19 protein-coding genes are annotated in these 19804 nt (G+C 71.7%); 8 read left to right on the top strand and 11 right to left on the bottom strand.

Annotation, left to right across the window (positions count from 1 at the left end):
- Window positions 1-2 precede the first annotated feature (2 nt).
- Complete coding sequence (locus ACWEF6_RS18665; RefSeq protein WP_449684084.1) at window positions 3-656, bottom strand: hypothetical protein; 654 nt, start codon at window positions 654-656, stop codon at window positions 3-5.
- A 387-nt stretch (window positions 657-1043) separates the two neighbouring features.
- Here ACWEF6_RS18665 and ACWEF6_RS18660 point away from each other — a divergent pair, with 387 nt between their 5' ends.
- The 3 genes from ACWEF6_RS18660 to ACWEF6_RS18650 are packed head-to-tail and all read left to right on the top strand — an operon-like array spanning window position 1044 to window position 4071.
- Complete coding sequence (locus ACWEF6_RS18660; protein WP_449684083.1) at window positions 1044-2039, top strand: alpha/beta hydrolase; 996 nt, start codon at window positions 1044-1046, stop codon at window positions 2037-2039.
- Window positions 2036-2866, top strand: a complete 831-nt coding sequence (locus tag ACWEF6_RS18655) for an SDR family NAD(P)-dependent oxidoreductase (protein ID WP_449684082.1) — start codon at window positions 2036-2038, stop codon at window positions 2864-2866. Before ACWEF6_RS18660 ends, ACWEF6_RS18655 begins: the two co-directional genes overlap by 4 nt.
- On the top strand, window positions 2863-4071 hold the full coding sequence (locus tag ACWEF6_RS18650; protein ID WP_449684081.1) for a glycosyltransferase: 1209 nt from the start codon (window positions 2863-2865) through the stop codon (window positions 4069-4071). The genes ACWEF6_RS18655 and ACWEF6_RS18650 overlap by 4 nt, the downstream gene beginning before the upstream one ends.
- Here the strand turns inward: ACWEF6_RS18650 and ACWEF6_RS18645 are convergent.
- Window positions 4068-5063 carry a YdcF family protein gene (locus ACWEF6_RS18645; RefSeq protein WP_449684080.1) on the bottom strand — a complete coding sequence of 332 codons (996 nt, stop codon included), beginning with the start codon at window positions 5061-5063 and terminating at the stop codon, window positions 4068-4070. The genes ACWEF6_RS18650 and ACWEF6_RS18645 overlap by 4 nt on opposite strands.
- Window positions 5064-5135: 72 nt before the next feature.
- Between ACWEF6_RS18645 and ACWEF6_RS18640 the strand changes: the two genes are divergently transcribed.
- Window positions 5136-5498 carry a DNA polymerase ligase N-terminal domain-containing protein gene (locus ACWEF6_RS18640; protein WP_449684079.1) on the top strand — a complete coding sequence of 121 codons (363 nt, stop codon included), beginning with the start codon at window positions 5136-5138 and terminating at the stop codon, window positions 5496-5498.
- A 26-nt stretch (window positions 5499-5524) separates the two neighbouring features.
- On the opposite strand, the gene ACWEF6_RS18635 is transcribed toward ACWEF6_RS18640, so the two are convergent.
- From ACWEF6_RS18635 to ACWEF6_RS18610, 6 genes are all read right to left on the bottom strand, one after another.
- Window positions 5525-6226 (bottom strand): DUF998 domain-containing protein, encoded by a 702-nt coding sequence (locus tag ACWEF6_RS18635; RefSeq protein WP_449684078.1) that lies wholly within the window; start codon window positions 6224-6226, stop codon window positions 5525-5527.
- 110 nt (window positions 6227-6336) lie between these two features.
- Window positions 6337-7203, bottom strand: a complete 867-nt coding sequence (locus ACWEF6_RS18630) for an NAD(+)/NADH kinase (protein ID WP_449684077.1) — start codon at window positions 7201-7203, stop codon at window positions 6337-6339.
- A 30-nt stretch (window positions 7204-7233) separates the two neighbouring features.
- A complete protein-coding gene (locus tag ACWEF6_RS18625) occupies window positions 7234-8712 on the bottom strand; it encodes a flavin-containing monooxygenase (RefSeq protein ID WP_449684076.1) in 1479 nt (492 codons plus the stop codon).
- Window position 8713: 1 nt separating this feature from the next.
- Window positions 8714-9556 carry an SDR family NAD(P)-dependent oxidoreductase gene (locus ACWEF6_RS18620; RefSeq protein WP_449684075.1) on the bottom strand — a complete coding sequence of 281 codons (843 nt, stop codon included), beginning with the start codon at window positions 9554-9556 and terminating at the stop codon, window positions 8714-8716.
- Window positions 9540-10430, bottom strand: coding sequence for an alpha/beta fold hydrolase (locus ACWEF6_RS18615; RefSeq protein WP_449684074.1), 891 nt, complete (start codon window positions 10428-10430; stop codon window positions 9540-9542). The genes ACWEF6_RS18620 and ACWEF6_RS18615 overlap by 17 nt, the downstream gene beginning before the upstream one ends.
- Complete coding sequence (locus tag ACWEF6_RS18610) at window positions 10427-11722, bottom strand: cytochrome P450 (protein WP_449684073.1); 1296 nt, start codon at window positions 11720-11722, stop codon at window positions 10427-10429. Before ACWEF6_RS18610 ends, ACWEF6_RS18615 begins: the two co-directional genes overlap by 4 nt.
- 83 nt (window positions 11723-11805) lie before the next feature.
- Here ACWEF6_RS18610 and ACWEF6_RS18605 point away from each other — a divergent pair, with 83 nt between their 5' ends.
- The gene (locus ACWEF6_RS18605; protein ID WP_449684072.1) at window positions 11806-12393 is read left to right on the top strand and encodes a TetR/AcrR family transcriptional regulator; all 588 of its coding nucleotides are present in this window, start codon (window positions 11806-11808) and stop codon (window positions 12391-12393) included.
- 37 nt (window positions 12394-12430) lie between these two features.
- Here ACWEF6_RS18605 and ACWEF6_RS18600 read toward each other — a convergent pair whose 3' ends face one another.
- Window positions 12431-13258 (bottom strand): SAM-dependent methyltransferase, encoded by an 828-nt coding sequence (locus tag ACWEF6_RS18600; protein ID WP_449684071.1) that lies wholly within the window; start codon window positions 13256-13258, stop codon window positions 12431-12433.
- 158 nt (window positions 13259-13416) lie between these two features.
- On the opposite strand from ACWEF6_RS18600, the gene ACWEF6_RS18595 reads away from it, so the two are divergent.
- The 3 genes from ACWEF6_RS18595 to ACWEF6_RS18585 all read left to right on the top strand — a co-directional run bounded on the left by ACWEF6_RS18595 (window position 13417) and on the right by ACWEF6_RS18585 (window position 17575).
- Window positions 13417-14748, top strand: coding sequence for a cytochrome P450 (locus ACWEF6_RS18595; protein WP_449684070.1), 1332 nt, complete (start codon window positions 13417-13419; stop codon window positions 14746-14748).
- A gap of 52 nt (window positions 14749-14800) precedes the next feature.
- Window positions 14801-15853 carry an alpha/beta hydrolase gene (locus tag ACWEF6_RS18590; protein WP_449684069.1) on the top strand — a complete coding sequence of 351 codons (1053 nt, stop codon included), beginning with the start codon at window positions 14801-14803 and terminating at the stop codon, window positions 15851-15853.
- A gap of 270 nt (window positions 15854-16123) precedes the next feature.
- Window positions 16124-17575: a non-reducing end alpha-L-arabinofuranosidase family hydrolase gene (locus ACWEF6_RS18585; protein WP_449684068.1), complete on the top strand. Its 1452-nt coding sequence runs from the start codon at window positions 16124-16126 to the stop codon at window positions 17573-17575.
- A 298-nt stretch (window positions 17576-17873) separates the two neighbouring features.
- Here ACWEF6_RS18585 and ACWEF6_RS18580 read toward each other — a convergent pair whose 3' ends face one another.
- A complete protein-coding gene (locus ACWEF6_RS18580; RefSeq protein WP_449684067.1) occupies window positions 17874-18530 on the bottom strand; it encodes a hypothetical protein in 657 nt (218 codons plus the stop codon).
- Window positions 18527-19804, bottom strand: a complete 1278-nt coding sequence (locus tag ACWEF6_RS18575; protein ID WP_449684066.1) for a hypothetical protein — start codon at window positions 19802-19804, stop codon at window positions 18527-18529. Before ACWEF6_RS18575 ends, ACWEF6_RS18580 begins: the two co-directional genes overlap by 4 nt.

Raw genomic sequence — 19804 nt, 5'->3', positions numbered from 1 at the left:
TGCTAGCGGCCCAGCCGTGGCGCGGCGTGCTGCCACGCGGCGACGGCCAGGGTGTCGAGGTCGAGGCCGGTCGCTCCGGCGTCGCGGAGCAGGACCAGCACGCCGTCGGCGGCGATGGCGACGGTGCGCAGGCGCAGGCCGGGTTCCGGCTGCCCGGGCAGGGTCAGGACCTGCTGGTAGGACAGGGATTGCGCGCCGGGAACGGCAGGGCCGGTTCCGACGGTGGTGGTCGACTCGGTGGGGAGGTCCCCGTCGTCGGCGGTGACGCGGGCGCAGCGGCGGGCCTGCGCGGCCCAGGCGGTCAGGTCGGGTGGCTGCGGGGTGCGGGCGACGAGTTCGGACAGCTGCCCGCCGGGTACCGCCGTCTGGAAGCCCTGGCCGGTGCCCGCGCCGGGGCGCAGCAGCCGGCCGTGGACGACGTCGGCGCAGTCGCCGGTGTCGCTGCGGTCCGCAGTGGACAGAGCGGTGGCGACGTCGAACACCTCGCGTGCCTCGGGCCGTCCGGGGAGTGTTTCGGCGGGCAGGAGCGCGGCCGGGGGGACGGCGGGCGGCGGGGGAGCGGGGACCGCCGTCGCGGGTTTGGCGGGGGAAATGGTGACCACGGCGGCCGCGGCGATCAGCAGTGCGGCCGGGGGAAAGCGAATTCGGGCAGCCATGAACAACCCTTCCGGGAGCATTCTCGGGGGAGGTGCGGCCCCTGCGCTGGAACCCTTCGCCGGGGGCACGTCGAGCGACGGCCGATCCGGCGGCACGGCGAAGGCTACGCCGGGAAATCGGTTACCGGAAGCACCTCAAGACGGCGTAAACATCGCCGTGCACAGCGGGTGAGCTGCCGGATTGCAGGTTACTGGCGAGTTCGGCAAGCGCTTGTAGCACGGCCGTCCGGGATTGGTCACGCTGCGCGACCGCTGCCTCACCCCGGCGGGGGAGTTTGTTTTCCTGCCATTCACATTGTCCGCTCACATCGTGGACAGGACAATTGCGCCCGCGAGCGCAATTCCTTTAGCTTGGCCGCACCTTCGACGAACGGGGAAAGGAAACGCATGCGCCCTTCGGTGAGGTGGTTCACCGCCCTGGCGGCCGCGGTGTGCGTGCTGCCCGGCACCCCCGCTGCGGCCGCGGCCGACGTCCCGGACGCCCGGGCCGACGACGGCTCGCACGTCGTCGCCGAGACCACTGTGGACGGTGACGCGCGGGTGCTGGACCTGACCGTGCGCTCGACCGGCGTCGGGGCGTACGCGATGGTCCGGCTGATCCTGCCGCAGAACTGGGCCGGCGGGCGCTGGCCGGCGGTCTACCTGCTGGCCGGTGAAACGCGGCTGCAGGACTACCGCGGATGGAGCGCGAACACCGACGTCCGGCAGCTCGCCGACAACGCCGGTGTCCTGGTCGTCATGCCCGGCTCGGGCTCCGCCGGGTTCTTCAGCGACTGGTGGAACTACGGCAAGGACATCGCGCTCAACCAGTGGGAGACGTTCACCGCGGTCGAACTCCCGCAGCTGATCGACCGCGGCTACCGCGGCGACGGCCGGCGCGCGGCCGCCGGCCTGTCCCTCGGCGGCTACGGCGCGTTCGAACTCGCCGCCCGGCGCCCGGGGGTGTTCCGGTACGCGGCCTCCTTCAGCGGCAACCTCAATCCGTCCGGAGCGGGCGGCGACCTGCTGACCGGCGCGATCGTCACGTCGGCGCACCTCGACCCCGAAGCCCTGTGGGGCGACCGGCGCCGGGAGGCCGCGCGCTGGGAAGCGCACGACCCGCTGGTGAACGCGGACCGCCTGCGCGGCACCGAGCTGTACCTCTCGGCGGGCAACGGGCTGCCGGGTCCGCTGGACGCCAAGCTCCCGATCGACGTCCTGCCCGGCGCGATGCTCCTGGAGTTCCTCTGCGGCGCCCAGACGACGGCGATGGCCGGCCGCCTGCGCGACCTCGGCGTCCCGGCGACGGTGGACCTCTACGGGCCGGGCACGCACCAGTGGGCGTACTGGCAGGCACAGTTGCACAAGACGTGGCCGCGGATGCTGCAGGTGCTGGCGTCGTGAAACCGTCCTATGTGGTCACGGGCGCGGCGGGCGGCATCGGCCGCGCGTGCGTGGCGGAGCTGGTCCGGCGGGGCGCCCACGTGTGGGCGAGCGTGCGGTCCGACGCCGACGAAGCGGATCTCGGGCGCGCGTACGGGGACGCGGTCACGGTGCTGCGGATGGACCTGCGCGACGAGGCGTCGATCGCCCGCTGCGGAGAGCGCGTCGCGGCGGCCGGGCCGGTGCGGGGCTTGGTGAACAACGCCGGCCTGGCGCGGCCGGGACCGCTCGAGCACGTGCCCCTGGCCGCGTTCCGGGAGCAGCTGGAGGTGAACGTGACGGGCCAGCTGGCGGTGACGCGCGCGATGCTGCCGGCGCTGCGGCGCACGGAATCGGCGCGCGTGGTGACGATCGGCTCGATCGGCGGCCGGATCGCGGGGCCGATGGTCGGGCCGTACCACACGTCGAAGTTCGCGCTGGTGGGGTTGACCGACAGCCTGCGCGCGGAGCTGGCCCCGGAGGGGATCCGCGTGGTGCTGGTCGAGCCGGGAGCGGTGGCGACGCCGATCTGGCCCCGGGCCCGCGCGGCGGCCGAGGAGGTGAGGGCCCGATTGTCGCCGGCGGCGTTGGAGAGGTACGGGGAACAGCTGACGGCGGCGGAGAGGAGCGCGGCCCGCTCGGCCCGGACGGGAGTACCCCCGCGCCGTGCGGCGGAGACGGTGGTCCGCGCGCTGACCGCCTGCCGTCCGGCGCCGAGGTACCTGGTGGGCCGGGACGCCCGGCTGGCGGCGGTGCTGGCGAACCTGCCGTTCCGGGTGCGGTACCACCTGACGGCGGCCAAGCGATGAGCCGCCTGGTCGTGATCGTCGCGCCCGGCTCCCGGGGCGACGTCCAACCCTGCGTCGCCCTCGGGCGGGGCCTGGCCGCCCACGGCGATCGCGTCCGCGTCCTGGCCGCCTCCGCGTTCCGGGAGCTCGTCGAATCCCACGGCCTCGGCTTCGCACCCCTCTCCGCGGATCCCGCCGCACTCCTCGGCTCGGCCGTCGGGCAAGCGTGGACCGGCGGCAGGCGGTTCCTCTCCGGGCTGCGGGCCGTCCTCCGGCCGGTGCTCGACACGCTCCTCGCCGACGTCCACGCCGGAGCGGCCGGCGCCGACCTCGTGCTCGCCCCCTCGCTCGGCTTCCTCGGCGCGCACCTGGGCGCCCACCTCGGCGTCCCCGACGTCGAACTGCACTACCAGCCCAGCGTGCCGACGCGCGCCTTCGCCCACCCGCTCTTACCGTGGGCCGCCCGGCTCGGCCCGTGGGGGCGGCACCTCAGCTTCACCGCCGTCGACGCCCTCGCCTGGCAAGTCCTCCGGCCGGAAATCGACCGCTGGCGCGTCGAGACGCTCGGCCTGCCCGGAACCGGGCGAAGAGGCCCGCGGCGGCGGTCGGCCGTCCTGTGCGGGTTCTCCGGCGCCGTCGTGCCGCGGCCGCCCGACTGGCCCGCCCGCGTGCACGTCACCGGCTACTGGTTCCTCGACACCGCAGCCCCGCGCCCGGACCCGAGGCTGCGCGACTTCCTCGCCGCCGGCCCACCGCCGGTCTACGTCGGATTCGGCAGCATGCGGCCCGCCGACGCCGAGCGGACGTCCGACGTCGTCCGCGAGGCGTTGCGCCGGGCCGGGTTGCGCGGCGTCCTCTGCACCGGGGCCGAGGACGATGACGTGCTGGTCGTCGGCGATGTCCCGCACGATTGGCTGTTCCCGCGCATGGCGGCGGTCGTCCACCACGGCGGCGCCGGGACCACCGCCGCCGGGTTGCGGGCCGGGGTGCCGGCGCTCGTCTGCCCCGTCTTCTCCGACCAGCCCTATTGGGGTGACCGGGTGTCGAAGCTGAGTGCCGGCCCGAAACCCGTGCCGCTCAAGGACCTGGACGCCGACACCCTGACCGCGCGACTCCGCGAGCTGACCGGAAACCCGCTGTATCGGCGCGGCGCCCAGTACGTGGGTGCGCGCCTGCGAGCCGAGGACGGCGTGGCCCGCGCGTGCTCGGTGCTGCGCGCGGGCTAGGTGGTCGCGAGGATGGCCAGGAGGAGGCCGGTGCCGATGATGAGCACGCATGCCGCGATCGTCGTGCGGCGGTAGTGCAGGATCAGCGCCGCGAACTCGCGCAGCAGCGCGCTCGGCAGGAAGTACCGGGCCGTCGGGGAACCCGTCGCGTGGAACGGCAGGCCGAGCCGCCGGCACTCGACCGCCGTCCGGAACACGTGGTAGTTGCTGGTCACCGCGACGACCCGGCGCGCGTCGGCGGGGAGCAGGTCCGCCGAGAACCGGAGGTTTTCCTCGGTCGTACGGGCCTGGTCCTCCCGCCGGATGCGGTCGTCGGGGACACCGCGGTCGCGCAGGTACGCCGCCATCGCTTCGGCTTCGGTGACGGTCTCGCCGGGACCGCACCCGCCGGAGACGACGATCAGCGGCGACGTCGCTTCCCGGGCCTGGAGCCGGATCGCGCGGTCGAGCCGCCCGGCGAGCAGCGGCGGCACGCGCTCGCCGTCGAGGCCGCAGCCGAGCACGATGATCGCGTCGAACCCGCTGCGGCGGCCGATCCGGCTGTACACCACGGAGTAGACCAGCAGCGACAGGAAGAGGAAGCCGAAGTACCCGGCCAGCACGGCGGCGACGGCCACCAGCGCCGAACCCCACCGGCCCAGCGGCGCGAACGCCAGTGCTTCCAGCGTGACCAGCCCGGCGCCCAGGCCGAGCGACAGCAGGTTTCCCGCGCTGCGCCCTTCCCGCCGCCACATCCGCACCCCGTTGGCGATGAGCGCGGTCGGCAGCACGAGGGCGACGAGCACCGCGACGACGCCGAGCAACCCGAGCAGCACCGGCGTCAGCCATTCGAGGTGCAGCGCGGCGCGCAGCAGCCACAACGCGGTCAGCAGCAGGGCCAAGCCGAGCCACACGGCGTTGCCCAGCCGCCGCGGCTCGCGCGCCACCCGGACCGCGAACACGACGAGGGCCACCCCGGCGGCAACCGGCAGCACCGCACCGGCGACGTTCACCCGGCCTCCCCTGGAATCACCCGAAAGCCTAGCCGCCGTTGCCCGGACGGGTGATCTGGCAGGCTGAACACCGTGACCGACCGGCAACCGGCGTTCGTCCTGCACGAGCACTTCCGTCCCCGGCACCACTTCGACCTCCGCCTGGAGGAGGACGGCGTGCTGCGGTCCTGGGCCGTCCCGCGCGGCCTCCCGCCGGACCCGGGAAGCGACCGGCTCGCGGTGGCGGTGCCCGACCACGCCCTGGACCACCTGGCCTACGAGGACGACACGAAGAAGATCGCCGACACGGGCTGGTGGGAGGAACACGACCGGACGGCCAAGCGCATCCTGTTCACGCTGCACGGCCGGGCTGGTGCGGTGCGGTACGCGTTGATCCGCACCGCCCGCGACTGGCTCCTGCACCGCACCCGCGATCAGCCGGGTGAGGCGGCGTAGCGGACGCCGCCCTTGGTCGTGCTCGGTCAGGCGGGCGACACACTGGCACCGGCATAAGACCGCCGCGCCGGGTGCATCGCCCGGTGGGCCCAGTACCCCAGCACTCCCAGCAGCGTGATCTCCAGAAGCATCATCAACCGCTCGACCAGGCCCGTCGCCACCGTGGGGAGGTGGCCGCCGAACACGACGTTCACCGCGAACGGGACGATGAACGGCAGGTAGAACGGGATCGCGCCCAGGGCCAGGCGCCGGGACCAGGTCGCGAACCGGCGCCAGCGCGGGTCATCGCGGTGGCGGCGGCCCAGCGCCCAGCCCACCACCGGCAAGCTCAGGCACGTCACCGCCGAGGCGTACAGGTGGATCTTGCCCGTCGCCGTGATCGCGCCACCCTGCGGGTCCTTCGCGAACACCACCACCGCCAGCAGACTCACGCACCACAGCGCCTTCGCCGCGACGAGCGCCGGGTTGGCCAGCAGGCCACGGCGGTAGAGCGCGACCAGCAGCAGCGCCGATCCCGTGCTCGTCAGCAGCAACGCGCCGTCCCACAGCCACCGGCCCGGGCTCAACGCGTAGTCGCTGAGCATCGTGCTGACCGGGTCGAGGGGCGCGAGCCTGCGGTCGACGTGCAGCACGGCGAGCAGGACGAGGGCGCCGGCGAAGGCGGCGAGCGCTCCGGGGACGAGCAGGCGGGCGCGCAGGCGGGGACGGACGGGTGCGGGACACAGCATGTAGGGAGACACTCCGGGGCGGTTCGGCTGGTTCAGGCGCAGCCGCGCACGCTACCCGTGACCTTTCCGTGACCATTGCCGACGCGCCCGCCCTGTGACGCAGGACACCGTCAGTGGTCGCCGTCCTGGGGGATTTCGGCCGAGTCCGTGAGCCGCAGCTTGCGCCGGGCGCGCTGGTAGAACGTCGTCATCCCGAGCCGGACCACCCGGGCCGCGCTCGGCCGGCCACGCAAGTCGAGGCGCTCGCCGGGAGAGACGTACCCCTCGACCTGGCCGTCGACCTCCACCGCCAGCCGGCCGCTGGTCGGCAGCAGCTCCAGCGTCACCTCGTCGTGCACCGAGAGCACCACGCCCCGGCTGTACGCCGAATGCGGCGCCGCCGGCGTCACCAGCAGGGCTTCCACCGACGGGCTGGTGATCGGGCCGCCCGCCGAGAAGCTGTACGCCGTCGAGCCGGTCGGCGTCGCCACCACCACCGCGTCGGCCGAGTAGCTCACGAACGGCTGGCCGCCGACCCGGACCGCGACCACCGCGCTGCCGTCGCCCGGCACGCGCACCACCGCGATGTCGTTGAACGCGGTGATCCGCCGCCCCTGCAGCGTCGCGTCCACGGCCAGCCGCGGCTCCACCGTGAACTCGTGGTCGTCGATCGCCGACAGCGCGCCGGGCAGGTCGGGGACGTCGACCTCGGCGAGGAAGCCGAGCTTGCCGAGGTTCACGCCGAGCACCGGCGCGCGCTGCCCGTCGGCCAGCCGCATGGCCCGCAGCATCGTGCCGTCGCCGCCCAGGCTGACCAGCAGGTCGGCCCGCCGCCCGAGTTCCTCGGCCGACACTCCCTCCGCCGCGCAGTTCAGCCGCACGATCTCGTCTTCGATGCCGAGGATTTCGATGTTCCGGTTGCCCGCCCAGCCGAGCACGGCTTCGACGGCGGCCGCGGAGTCGCGGCGGGGGTGCAGCACGAGTCCCGCGGAGTGCATGTCAGCGGCCCCGGGCGGGCGAAGAGAGCGTCATGCGCTCAGTCTGCCCCCTCCCGCCGCCGGTCGCCGCGAGAAGCGCAGCGCGCCGTCGTCGATCCGCCCGTGCCGGAGCTTGACGACGTCGTGCGCGTAGCTCATGCCCAGCTGCCACGGCGCCCGCGAACCCGCCTTCGGGAACTCGTCGATCGACCGCTGGACGTACCCGGCGTCGAAGTCCAGCAGCGGCCGCTCGGTGACCGCCGGGTCGTCGTTGACCGGCACGGCCTGGTCGTAGCCGTTGCGGTCGAGGTGGCGCAGCAACCGGACTACGTACTCGCCGACCAGGTCGGCCTTGAGCGTCCACGACGCGTTCGTGTAGCCGATCGTGAAGGCGAAGTTCGGCACGCCGCTGAGCATCATGCCCTTGTAGGCCATGGTCTCCGGCAGCTTCACCGGGTCGCCGTCCACCGACAGCTCGATGCCGCCGAAGGCCAGCAGCCGCAGCCCGGTCGCGGTGACGACGACGTCGGCCTCGAGCTCGCCGCCCGATTCGAGCCGGATGCCGTGTTCGGTGAAGGAGGCGATCCGGTCGGTGACGATCGAGGCGTCGCCGCGCTTGATGGACCGGAACAGGTCACCGTCCGGGACCAGGCACAGCCGCTGGTCCCAGGGCTGGTACCGCGGCTTGAAGTGGGTGTCGACGGCGTACCCGGGCGGCAGCTGCTTCACCGTGGCCTTGCGGATCAGCTTCTTCACCACGCCGGGGCGGCGCCGGCTGAGCTGGTAGATCAGCGTGCTGACCGCGACGTTCTTCCAGCGCGCGATCGGGTACGCCAGCCGCGGGCCGAGCAGCCCGCGCAGCCGGTTGGCCAGCGCGTCCTCCGACGGCAGCGAAAGGATGTAGGTGGGGGAGCGCTGCAGCATCGTCACGTGCGCCGCGCGGTCGGTCATCGCCGGCACGAGGGTCACCGCGGTGGCGCCGCTGCCGATGACGACGACCTTCTTGCCGGTGTAGTCGAGGTCCTCGGGCCAGTGCTGCGGGTGGACGACCGTGCCGCCGAAGTTCTCCAGACCGGGGAACTCGGGCGTGTGCCCGGCCGCGTAGTCGTAGTAGCCGCTGCACAGGTACAGGAACTTCGCGGTGAACTCCACCGGCTTCCCGTCGTGCTCGGCCTCGACCGTCCACCAGGCGTCCTCTGTGGACCAGGCGGCGCGGACGACCTTGTGCCCGAAGCGGATGTGCCGGTCGATCCCCGCGTCGGCCGCGGTGTCGCGGACGTACTTGAGGATCGACGGGCCGTCCGCGATGGCCTTCGCGTCGGTCCACGGGCGGAACCGGTAGCCGAGGGTCTGCATGTCCGAGTCGGACCGCACGCCGGGGTAGCGGAAGAGGTCCCAGGTGCCGCCGATCGCGGCACGCGCTTCGAGGATCGCGTAGCTCTTGCGCGGGAACGCGGAGCTCAGGTGGTGGGCGGCGCCGACGCCGGACAGCCCGGCGCCGACGATGAGGACGTCGAGGTGTTCGGTCATGTCAGACGGTCTCCGTCCGCCGGGCGCGCTGCAGCACGCGGGTCAGCACGGCGTTGTAGTGGGTGGGGGTGATCCGGGCGAGCGCGTCGAACAGGTAGGCGTCCGGGCCGACCAGGATGCGGGCCTTCCCGCGGTCGACGCCGGTGTGGATGATCGCCGCCGCCTTGTCCGGCGACGTCATGGTCATGGCCTCGAACTGCGCGGCCATCTGCTCGTGGGTGCGGCCCCGGCCCTCGGGGTCGCGGCGCACCCGGGCGTTGCGGGCGATGTTCGTCGTGATGCCGCCCGGGTGGACGGTCACCGCGCGGACGTCGGTACCACGCAGTTCCTGCCGCAGCGACTCGGTGAAGCCGCGGACGGCGAACTTCGCTGCGCAGTACGCGCTCTGGTACGGCACCCCGAGCAGGCCGTAGACGCTGGAGGTGTTGACGATCGCGCCTTCGCCCTGCTCGACGAGGATCGGCAGGAACGCCCGCGTGCCGTGCACGACCCCGTGGAAGTTGATGTCGTGCAGCCAGTCGTCGTCCTCGGGGACCGCGTCGAGCACCGACGAGGTGACCGCGACGCCGGCGTTGTTGAACACCGCGGCCAGCGGCGCCGGGAGCCAGTCGCGGACCTCGGCGGCGAACCGCAGCTGGTCTGCCGCGTCGCGGACGTCGAGGACGCGGGTCAGCACCTTGCCGGGCAGCGCAGCCGCGGTGGCCTTGAGGCCGTCTTCGTCGACGTCGGCGAGGGCGACCGGCGAGCCGAGCCGGGACAGCCGGGTGGCCAGCGCCCGGCCGATGCCGGACGCCGCGCCGGTGATGACCACCGGGCGGCCGGTGAGACTACGAGGTCGTGACATCGCTGCTCCTCGCGTGCTGGTCGATCAGGTCGAGGATCGTGGGCCAGGCGCCTTCGGGCAGGTCGTGGCCCATGCCGCGGACGGTCTCCAGCCGGGCGCCGCGGATGGCCCGGGCGGTGGCGGCGCCGCCGGTGGGGTGGACCATCCGGTCGCGGTCGCCGTGGATCACCAGCGTCGGCGCGGTGATCTTCCGCAGCAGCGGGGTCCGGTTGCCGGACTTCATGATGGCGGCGAGCTGGCGGCCGACACCGCCGGACGTCGGATCGCGGTCCCAGCCCGTCCCGGCCAGCTCGCGCACGAACGCCTCGTCGAAGGGGAAGCCGTGCGAGCCGATGTGGCGAAACATCCGGACGGCGCTCTCGACCGCCTCTTCGCGCGACTTCGGCGGCTTCGCGCCCATCATCCGCAACGTCGAGAGCGCGGGCCGGCCGAGCAGGCGCGACCCGGTCGTCGACATGATCGACGTCAGGGTGCGGATCCGCTCCGGGTGGAGCGCGGCGGTGGTCTGGGAGATCATGCCGCCCATGGAGACGCCCGCGATGTGGGCGGTCTCGATGTCGAGGGCGTCGAACAGGCCGGCGGTGTCGGCGGCCAGGTCCGTCAGGTCGTACTGCTGCGCGGGGAACCGTCCGGCGAGCATGCCGAGCAGGCTCGGTGGCCGGAAGCGCGGGTGCGTCGAGCGGCCGACGTCGCGGTTGTCGAACCGGACGACTTCGTACCCGCGCTCGGCGAGCTGCGCGCAGAAGGCGTCCGGCCAGCTGTGCAGCTGCTGGCCCAGCCCGGCGACGAGGACCAGCGGCTCGGCGCCGGTGTCCCCGATCCGCTCGTAGGCCAGGGAAATCCCGCGGCCGACCTCGGCGATCTGCTCGGTCAAGAAACACCTCCGATGGTGGTCCGGCGGCGCACGACCGCGCGGCCGCCCTTGGCGGGGGCGTAGGCCACGCCCCGCGAGTGCCAGCGTTCGCCGGGCTCGGTCGTCGGTACCAGCGTGAAGTCCCGCAGCAGGGTCCGCAGCACGACGGTCATCTCCATGGTCGCGAAGGCGGCGCCGAGGCAGCGGCGGGTGCCGCCGCCGAACGGGATCCACTGGTAGAGGTCCGGGCGCGTGCCTTCGAAGCGGTGCGGGTCGAAGGTGGCCGCGTGCGGGAAGACGGCGTCGTCGTCGTGGATCAGGGCGATGCTGACGAGGACGGCGTACCCCTTGGGCAGCGTCCACCGGCCGAGCTGGAAGCCGTCCTGCTTGACCTGCCGGGCGGTGAGGTCGATGACCGGGCGGGTGCGCTGGACCTCGAGGATGGTGGCGTCGAGGAGCTTCGGGTCGTCGTGCAGCTCGGCGAGCAGCGCGGGGTGGCGGCGCAGGCGCTCCACGCCCCAGGCCAGCGTGGTCGCGGTTGTTTCGTGGCCGGCGGTGAGGAGGGTGAGGAGCTGGTCGGAGATCTCTTCGCGGCTCAGCCCGGACCCGTCGTCGTAGCGGGTCTGCAGCATCATCGAGAGGACGTCGTCCTTGGCTTCGGCGCGCGCCTTGGCGATCAGCCGGTCGACGATGGCGTCGTACTCGCGGCGCATCCGTTCGAAGCGGCGCCACGGGTTGTAGCGACCCTTCTTCGAGATGGGCAGCACGGCCAGCCGTGAGCCGAGGGTGACGAACGGGGGGAGCAGTTCCCGCAGTTCGGCGAACTCGGCCCCTTCAGCGCCGAAGACCGCGCGGAGGATGGCGTTGAGGGTGATCCGCATCATCGACGGCAGCGTGGCGAACGCACGGTCTTCCGGCCAGCTCGCCAGTTCCCGCACGGTTTCTTCTTCGACGATCCGCTCGTAGGCGGCGAGCCGCCGGCCGTGGAAGGGCGGGACCAGCAACTTGCGCTGCCGTTTGTGCTCGGCACCGGAGAGGGCGAACATCGACCGCGGCCCGAGCACGCGCCCGAGGTTGACCTCGAGGTTGTCGACGAGTTCGGGCCCGGAGGTGAACAGTTGCTTGATCTCGGCGGGGTTGCTGATCACCACGGCGTTGCCGAAGATCGGCACGTTCACCGTGAAGGCGTCCCCGTAGCGGTCCTTGAGCCGCCGCATGCCGCGCAAGGGCTGGGTGAGCGCATAGGCACCCTGGACGGCGCGTGGCGCGGTGGGCCCCGGTGGCAGCGTCGCGGGGCGTGTCATGGTCGTCATCGACCCTCCCGGAAGGTGGTACGCGAACGTACCGTCGGTACGGTACGCCGGTGTACCATCTCGTTTCAAGGGAGGGGTATAGCGTGACTTCCGTGGACGTCGACACCCGCCGGCACCGGCAGCGCCTCTTGGACGGGCTGGCCGGATCGATCACCGAGGTGGGCTTCCGCGACACGACGGTCGCCGACGTCGTCCGCCGCGCCCGCACGTCCCGCCGGACGTTCTACGAGCACTTCTCCAGCCGCGAGGAGTGCCTGATCGCGCTCCTCGCCGAGGCGAACCGTTCGATGATCCGCCAGATCTCGGAAGCCGTGGACCCCCACGCACCCTGGGCGGTCCAGGTCCGCCAGGCCATCGAGGCCTGGATCGCCTGCGCGGAATCGGAACCGGCGATCACGCTGAGCTGGATCCGCGACGTCCCGGCATTGGGCGCACCGGCCCGCGACCTGCAACGCGACGCGATGGAGGGGTTCATCGCGATGACGCAGAGGCTGACCGACACCCCGGAAATGCGCGCGGCGGGGATCAAGCCGCCTTCACGGCAGCTGTCGATCATGCTGCTGGGCGGACTGCGTGAGCTGATCGCCACCACGGTGGAAGACGGCGGCCGGGCCGGCGACGTCACCGAGGTCGCGGTGCGCGCGTCGATCGCGTTGCTCGGCCCGGCCTGAGCGTCAAGACCTCCTGTATAACGTCATATATGACGGCTCAATTGGCAGCTTTCAGCGCCACTCCACCGTAAAGCTGGGTGTTGGTATAAGGATCATCAGAGATATCGCCGGGGCCACCCGGGCGCCACAGGGCGCAGCCGACCAGGCCGGGTTCGATCAGCTCGAAGTCGCCGAACATCGTCTCGACTTCCTCGTACGTGCGGGTGGTCGCCTGGTCCTGGCCCCGGGCCTGGTTGAAGGTGCCGACCGCGGTGTTGATCCGGTTGCCTTCCTGGTCACTGATCATGTGCGAAATCGCCAGGTAACTGCCGGCCGGGACGCGGCGGCGGTATTCGGCGAGCAGGGTGTGCGGGTCGCTGGCGTCGGGGATCCAGTGCAGCATGGCGACCATCAGCAGCCCGATCGGCCGGGTGAAGTCGAGGCGGCGCACGTCCGGGTCGGCGAAGAGGCCGCCGGGGTCGGTGAAGTCGGCGTGCGCGATGCCGGCGTTTTCGCTGGTGCGCAGGAGCATCTTGCTGTGCGCGACGGCGATCGGGTCGCGGTCGACGTAGACCACCCGGCAATGCGGGTCGATTTCGGCGGCGATCTGGTGGACGTTACCCACGGTGGGGATCCCCGAGCCGATGTCGAGGAACTGCCGGATGCCCAGGTCCATCAGGGTGCGCACGACGCGGCCGAGGAACGCGCGGTTGAGCCGGGCGACGTCGCGGATGCCGGGCATGATCTTTTCGGCCTGTTCCGCGGCGGCGCGGTCGGCCTGGAAATTGTGGGCGCCGCCCAGCAGGTAGTCGTAGGTCCGGGAACTGCTGGGTTTCGTCGTGTCGATACCCGGCGGGACCCATTCCTCTTCTTGATGTTGTGTCATCGTGCACCTCGCTCACCGTCGAACGAAGAACATACTCACTCACGCGGCGTCCCGCGATTACGCCATAGGTGTGACGGCAATTCAGCCGATGGGTGCTGTCGCGTGCCGCCGGTTGGGCCTAAGGTGGCAGTCCTCTTCCGGACTGCCAAGGAGAGGAAATGAACGTCCCGGTCGCACCAGGCCGCCGGCTCCTGCTGGGACACACTCCGTCGTTGTTGCGTCGGCGCGTCGGGTTCACGTCTTCCCTGCGTGCGCACGGCGATATGGTGCGCCTGTTCCTCGGTCCGCTGGAGACGTATTTCCTGACGAGCCCGGAGTTGGTCAATCACGTTCTCGTCACGCAGGCGACGAGCTTCTCGAAGGGGATCATCTTCGACCGTTTCCGGCCGTTCATGGGAAACGGGCTGGTGATGTCGGAGGGCGCGTTCCACCTGCGGCAGCGCCGGTTGATACAGCCCGCCTTCCACGCGGCTCGGCTGGCGGCGTACGCGGACACGATGGTGCGGGTGACCGAGGAGCTGACCGGTACTTGGCGGGCGGGTGAGGTGCGGCGGCTGGATGCGGACATGCAGCGGCTGGCGATCACCGTGGTCGGGGAGACGCTGTTCGCGACCGAGCTCGGGCGGCGGGCCGTCGCGGAGGCTCGCCGGTCGATCCCGGTGGTGCTCAAGGCGGGGATGGTGCGGGCGCTGTCGCCGCGGGTGCTCGAACACGTGCCGGTCGTGCCGGCGAACCGGCGGTTCGACCGGGCCGTGGACCGGCTCCGGCGGATCGTGCACGAGGTCATCGCCGGGTGGCGGGTCACCGGGGAGGATCACGGGGATCTGCTGTCGATGCTGATGCTGGCCCGCGATCCCGACACCGGTGAGGGCATGACCGACGACCAGGTTTACGACGAGGTGGTCACGCTGCTCACCGCGGGCAGTGAGACCAGCGCCGTGGCGCTGACCTGGCTGTTCCACGAGCTGGCGCGGCATCCGGAGGTGGCGGGCCGGGTGCGGGCCGAGGTGGACGAGGTGCTGGCCGGCCGGGCGGCCACGTTCGCCGACGTCGGGAAGCTGCCGTACCTGCGCCGGGTGGTCGGTGAGGTGCTGCGGATGTACCCGATCTGGATCTTGATGCGGCGGGCCTTACGGGACGTCGAACTCGGCGGGGTGCGGTTGCCCGCCGGGACGGAGGTCATGTTCAGCCCGTTTTCGCTGCACTTCGATCCGCGGTTCCACGAAGACCCGGAGCGGTTCGATCCCGATCGCTGGCTGCCCGAGCGGGCGGCGCGCGTTCCGAAGGGGGCGTACCTCCCGTTCGGTGCGGGCGGCCGGCAATGCATCGGGCAGGCGTTCGCGCACACCGAGATCACGCTGGTTGCGGCGACCGTGCTGGCCGGGTGGGACCTGTTTCCGGTGCCGGGGGTGCCGGTGCGCCTCACGGTGACGTCGGCGGCCTATCCGGACCGGATGCCGATGACCGTGCGGCCCCGGCGAGCGGTCTGATCCGTTTTTTCGATCGTTTTGTTCGGCTGATTTCTTTCGGAGGTATGTTTCCGTGTCCGAAATCCGTGGTGGGATGACGCGTGCCGCCGGTCGGCGCCGGCGGGGTGTCGTGCTCGTGCTGGTGGCTCTCGGTTTCCTGCTCCTGCCTGTTTCCGCCAGGGCGGAGGGTGCGAGCTGCCGGGAGGTGTATTTCCCGGTGACGCTCGTGGCGCTCCCGCAGACGATGCACGGCACCTTGTGCGTGCCCGCGGGGGGTGCGAACACGGTGCAGGTGCTGATTCCGGGTGGCACGTACAACAGTTCGTACTGGGACATCGGGTACCAGCCGGAGATCCGGTCGTACCGGCTGGCGATGAACAATGCCGGGTACGCCACGCTCGCGCTCGATCGGCTGGGGACCGGGGGCAGCACGACTCCGCCGAGTGCGGTGCTGACGACGATCACCGAGGCCGCGGTGGTGCACCAGGTGATCCAGGCGGTGCGGTCGGGCTCGCAGGGTGCGCGGTTCGGGAAGGTGATCCTGGCCGGGCATTCGTTCGGGTCGGGTACCGCGAGCATCGAGGCGGGCACGTTCCGGGATGTCGATGCGGTGCTGGTGACGGGGCTGGCGCACAAGCTGAACCTGACCGGGACGGCGGCGGTGTTCGCGGCGACCTATCCGGCCCTGCTCGACCCGCGGTTCGCCAGGGGCGGTTACGACCCCGGTTACCTGACGACGATGCCGGGCAGCCGGTACGCGATCTTCCACGCACCGGGGCCGAAGGTCGACGGCGCGATCGCTTTCGACGAGGCGACCAAGGACACCTCGGCCTACGAGCAGGCGGCCGATCTCTTCCCGATCGGCATCATCGCGCCGTATTCGCTGCTGATCAACCGCCCGGTGATGGTCGTGCTGGGCCAGGACACGGTGTTCTGCGGGCTGTTGGCGACCAATTGTGCGTCGGCGGGCGGGATCAAGACGTCGGAGACGCCGTACTACGCGGCCGGAGTGGACCTGACGACGTACGCGCTGCAGGGCTACGGGCACGCGATCAACTACGCGCCCAATGCGCCGGACTACTTCCGGGCGGTGATCGACTGGGCCGATCGGGAGGTCGGCCGCTGAGGCCGTGACCAGCGGTCTCGAAAGTTTCGACGGGTGACGAGCCGTGTAAGTTTCACGGCTCGGGTGTCCTTTGTGGACTGCGGACAGTGGTCCTGAGGAGGCAAAGCGTCCCGGTCCGGCGGTGGAAGTGGCTGGGCCGGTGCGTGTGCATTGACAATCACGCTGCCGGAAGTTCAGGCTTGCCCGACGCATGTTAGCGATAACAGTCTTGCTTGGACGAATACCGATCTGGCCGTCCAACGGCGGGTAGCTGACCGGGAGAAGATCGTCATGAACAGAAGAAGTATCAGCCGCAGGAGCCGGCACCTGATGGCCGTGTCCGCCGCCGCGGCGACGGTCGCGGTGACGGCGTTGTTCGGCGCCGGTGCCGCGGAAGCCGACGCCACCGGCGCCCTGCGCGGCGTCGGTTCGGGCCGCTGCCTGGACGTCCAGAACGCCAACCAGGCCGACGGCACAGGGGTGCAGATCTACGACTGCTCGGGCGGTGCCGGCCAGCAGTGGACCTCGACCGCCAGCGGCCAGCTGACCGTGTTCGGCAACAAGTGCCTGGACGTGGCCGGCAGCGGGACCACCGCCGGCACCAAGGTGCAGATCTGGACCTGTCACGGCGGGGCCAACCAGCAGTGGCGGGTGAACTCCGACGGCTCGGTCGTCGGGGTCCAGTCCGGGCTCTGCCTGGACGTCACCGGCGCCGGCACGGCCAACGGCACCGCGGTCGCGATGTGGACCTGCCACGGCGGCAGCAACCAGCAGTGGACCGGCCTGTCCGGCACCACACCGACCACCACCACGACGACGACCGGCGGCGGCACCGGCTGCTCCCTGCCTTCGACGTACCGCTGGTCCTCCTCGGGGGCGCTGGCGCAGCCGAAGAACGGGTGGCTGTCGCTCAAGGACTTCACCAACGTCGTCTACAACGGCAAGCACCTCGTCTACGGCTCGACGGTCAACTCGTCCGGGTCGTACGGCTCGATGGCCTTCAGCCCGTTCACGAACTGGTCGGACATGGCTTCGGCCGGCCAGAACGGGATGAACTCCGGCACGGTCGCCCCGACGCTGTTCTACTTCGCGCCCAAGAACATCTGGGTGCTGGCCTACCAGTGGGGGCAGTGGCCGTTCATCTACCGCACGTCGAGCGACCCGACCAACCCCAACGGGTGGTCCGCGCCGCAGCCGCTGTTCACCGGCAGCATCTCCGGCTCCGGCACCGGCCCGATCGACCAGACCCTGATCGCCGACGGCTCGAACATGTACCTGTTCTTCGCCGGTGACAACGGCAAGATCTACCGGGCGAGCATGCCGATCGGGAACTTCCCGGGCAGCTTCGGGTCGAACTACACGACGATCATGAGCGACACGCAGGCCAACCTGTTCGAGGCCGTCGAGGTCTACAAGGTGCAGGGCCAGAACCAGTACCTGATGATCGTCGAGGCGATGGGCTCGGGCGGCCGCTACTTCCGGTCGTTCACCTCCAGCAGCCTGAGCGGTTCGTGGACCCCGCAGGCGGCCAGTGAGAGCCGGCCGTTCGCGGGCAAGGCCAACAGCGGTGCGAGCTGGACCAACGACATCAGCCACGGCGACCTGGTCCGCACCAACCCCGACCAGACCAAGACCATCGACCCCTGCAACCTCCAGTTCCTCTACCAGGGCAAGGACCCGGCAGCGGGCGGCGACTACAACCGCCTCCCGTGGCGCCCGGGCGTGCTGACGCTGCAGCGCTAGCACCCGACCGATCCGAGGAGGAGCCCCGGCCGACCACCGGCCGGGGCTGCTCCTCGTTTTCGTGAATCACCCGGAAATTGCACTGGGACCCGTTTCCGCGCCTTCCGTGCCACCCGGTCGGGGCCGGCGGGGTGCTGGCCGCCGCCTCGCTCGGCCCGGACGCGCACGCCTATCCCGCGCGGGTGCAGGTGTTCGTGGCCAATAGCGGTTCGGACAACGTCACCGTGTACGACACCCGTCGCGACCGTGCCGGTCGGCAGCGAACCCGAGGGCCTCGCCGTGACGTCCTGACCCCGGGTCACCGCGGGCGGCCGGTCGGCGGCGGCGAGTACGTCACGGTCGTCCCGCCGCGTACGCAAGTCGCGGCCGGAGACGTCGGTGCGGCCGTCAGCGCGACGACGTCGGCGCCGCACACCGGCGGTGGCGCTTCACCGCCCGAGGCGAATCCGACCACCGCGGCCACCGCGCCGGCCGCCACGAGACCTCCGGCGCCCGCCCACGCGAGGCCACGCCTGGCTCGCGCCGGGGCTTCCGGCAGCGACACCCGCGGGCGCGCCACCACGTCGATCGCGAACGGTTCCGAACGCTCCGCCCGGAAATCCTCTTCGCCGGCGAGGAACCGGCCGTACACCGTGAGCGCGATGGCCCGCGTCCGGCACAACGCGCCCGCGACCGTCGCGGGATCGCCGTCGGGGGACAAGAATCCGTGCAGCAGCACCAGCGGGCGGCCGTACTCGTCGCGCGGCTCGCCGCCGGATTCCACCTCGGTCACGGCGTGCTCGGCCCAGACCAGGACCCCGTACGGCGTCGGCGCGGCACGCGATGGCACGTCGTCCAGCGGTGTCGCGGTGGCTTCGAGGAATCCGTGCTCCGGCAGGAAGCCCGGCACCAGCAGGGCCGAGTAGCCGCGCCGCCGTCCGCGGGCGATCAGGAACGGCCACGCCCGGCCCGTCACCAGTCGCCCCAGCGGTCGCCGCCGAGGCGGGACACCGGCAGTTTCGCTTCGAGCACGGCGACCTGGCGCTGCAGTTCGCCGACCACGCGCCGGCGGGCCTGGACGTAGTGTTCGGCCAGCTGGTCGGCCTCGCCGAGCCGGGCCATCCGGGCGCTGCGCTCGGCCGGGTCGTCGTGCGGGCGCAGGGTGTCCAGCAGCAGCATCAGGCTCGACTCGGCGACCAGGCCCGCGCCGAGCGCCGACGCCAGCACCCGCGCGGCGTTGGCGGTGAGGTAGCCGCCGAGGGTTCGCAGCGCCTCGGCCGGGCCCATCCGCAGCCGCCGTTGCGCGGCCGCGAGCAGCTCCGCGCGGGTGGCCCGGTCGAGGGCGAGTTCGGTCTGGCGCAGGATGTCCGGCACGACCACCGACAGCGCGGCTTCGACGTTGCCGGGCCGGAACTGCCCGTCGGGCTTCTTCCGGACCAGGCCGTCCGAGAAGACGGCGAAGTCGTGCCCGACCGCGGTCACCGGGATCAGCCGCACGATCCGCCGGGCGCTGTGCACCTTGACCAGGTCGGCGAACCCCGACGTCCGCATCAGCCGGTCGCGGACGATCCGCAGCCGCTCGTTCTCGTCCGGGTGCAGGTGGTCGAGCAGGTCCCACTTGGTGATGACGAAGACGATCGGGCTGCGCACCGGCAGCATCGCGTTGATCATCGCGTCGAGGGACGCCTCGAGCATCAGCATGCCCCGCTGGTCGCCCTGTTCGGCCTGCAGCAGGCGGAAACCGTCGATGATGCCGACGAGCGCGTCGGCGCCGGCGATCGCCTCCAGCAGCGTCGCCTGCGCGGTCGAGCCCGGCGCGTCCGGGTCGGTCAGCAGCTCGCCCGGGTACTCGAGGTAGCCGAGCTTGACGACGGGTTCGGCCGCGCCGGCGACGTCGGTCAGCACGCTGAACTCGAACTCGCGCAGTTCGCCGCGGGTGGTGCCGCGCGGCCACTCTTCGTGGACGTCGGCCGCCTTGCGGTACCACCGGTTCAGTTCGATCAGCTGCTCGTGCGGCACGCGCAGGTAGAAGCCGCGGTCGCCCGGGGTCTGCAGGCGGCGGTAGATCCCGGTCAGCAGCAGCGTCTTGCCCGAGCCCTGCAGCCCGAGCGTGACGATCCGGAACGCCGGGATGCCCCCGGGTGGGCCGGCGAGGAGCGCCGCGGGCTTGTCCGCGCGCCGGCGGCGGCGTCGTCGCCAGAGCAGCGCGGCCACCAGCGACAACGCGAGAAGGATCAGCAGGACGCTCAC

It is taken from the genome of Amycolatopsis sp. NPDC004772, from assembly GCF_053601215.1.
The sequence above is the reverse complement of the archived record's forward strand: the minus strand, read 5'-3'. Positions and strand labels throughout refer to the sequence as shown.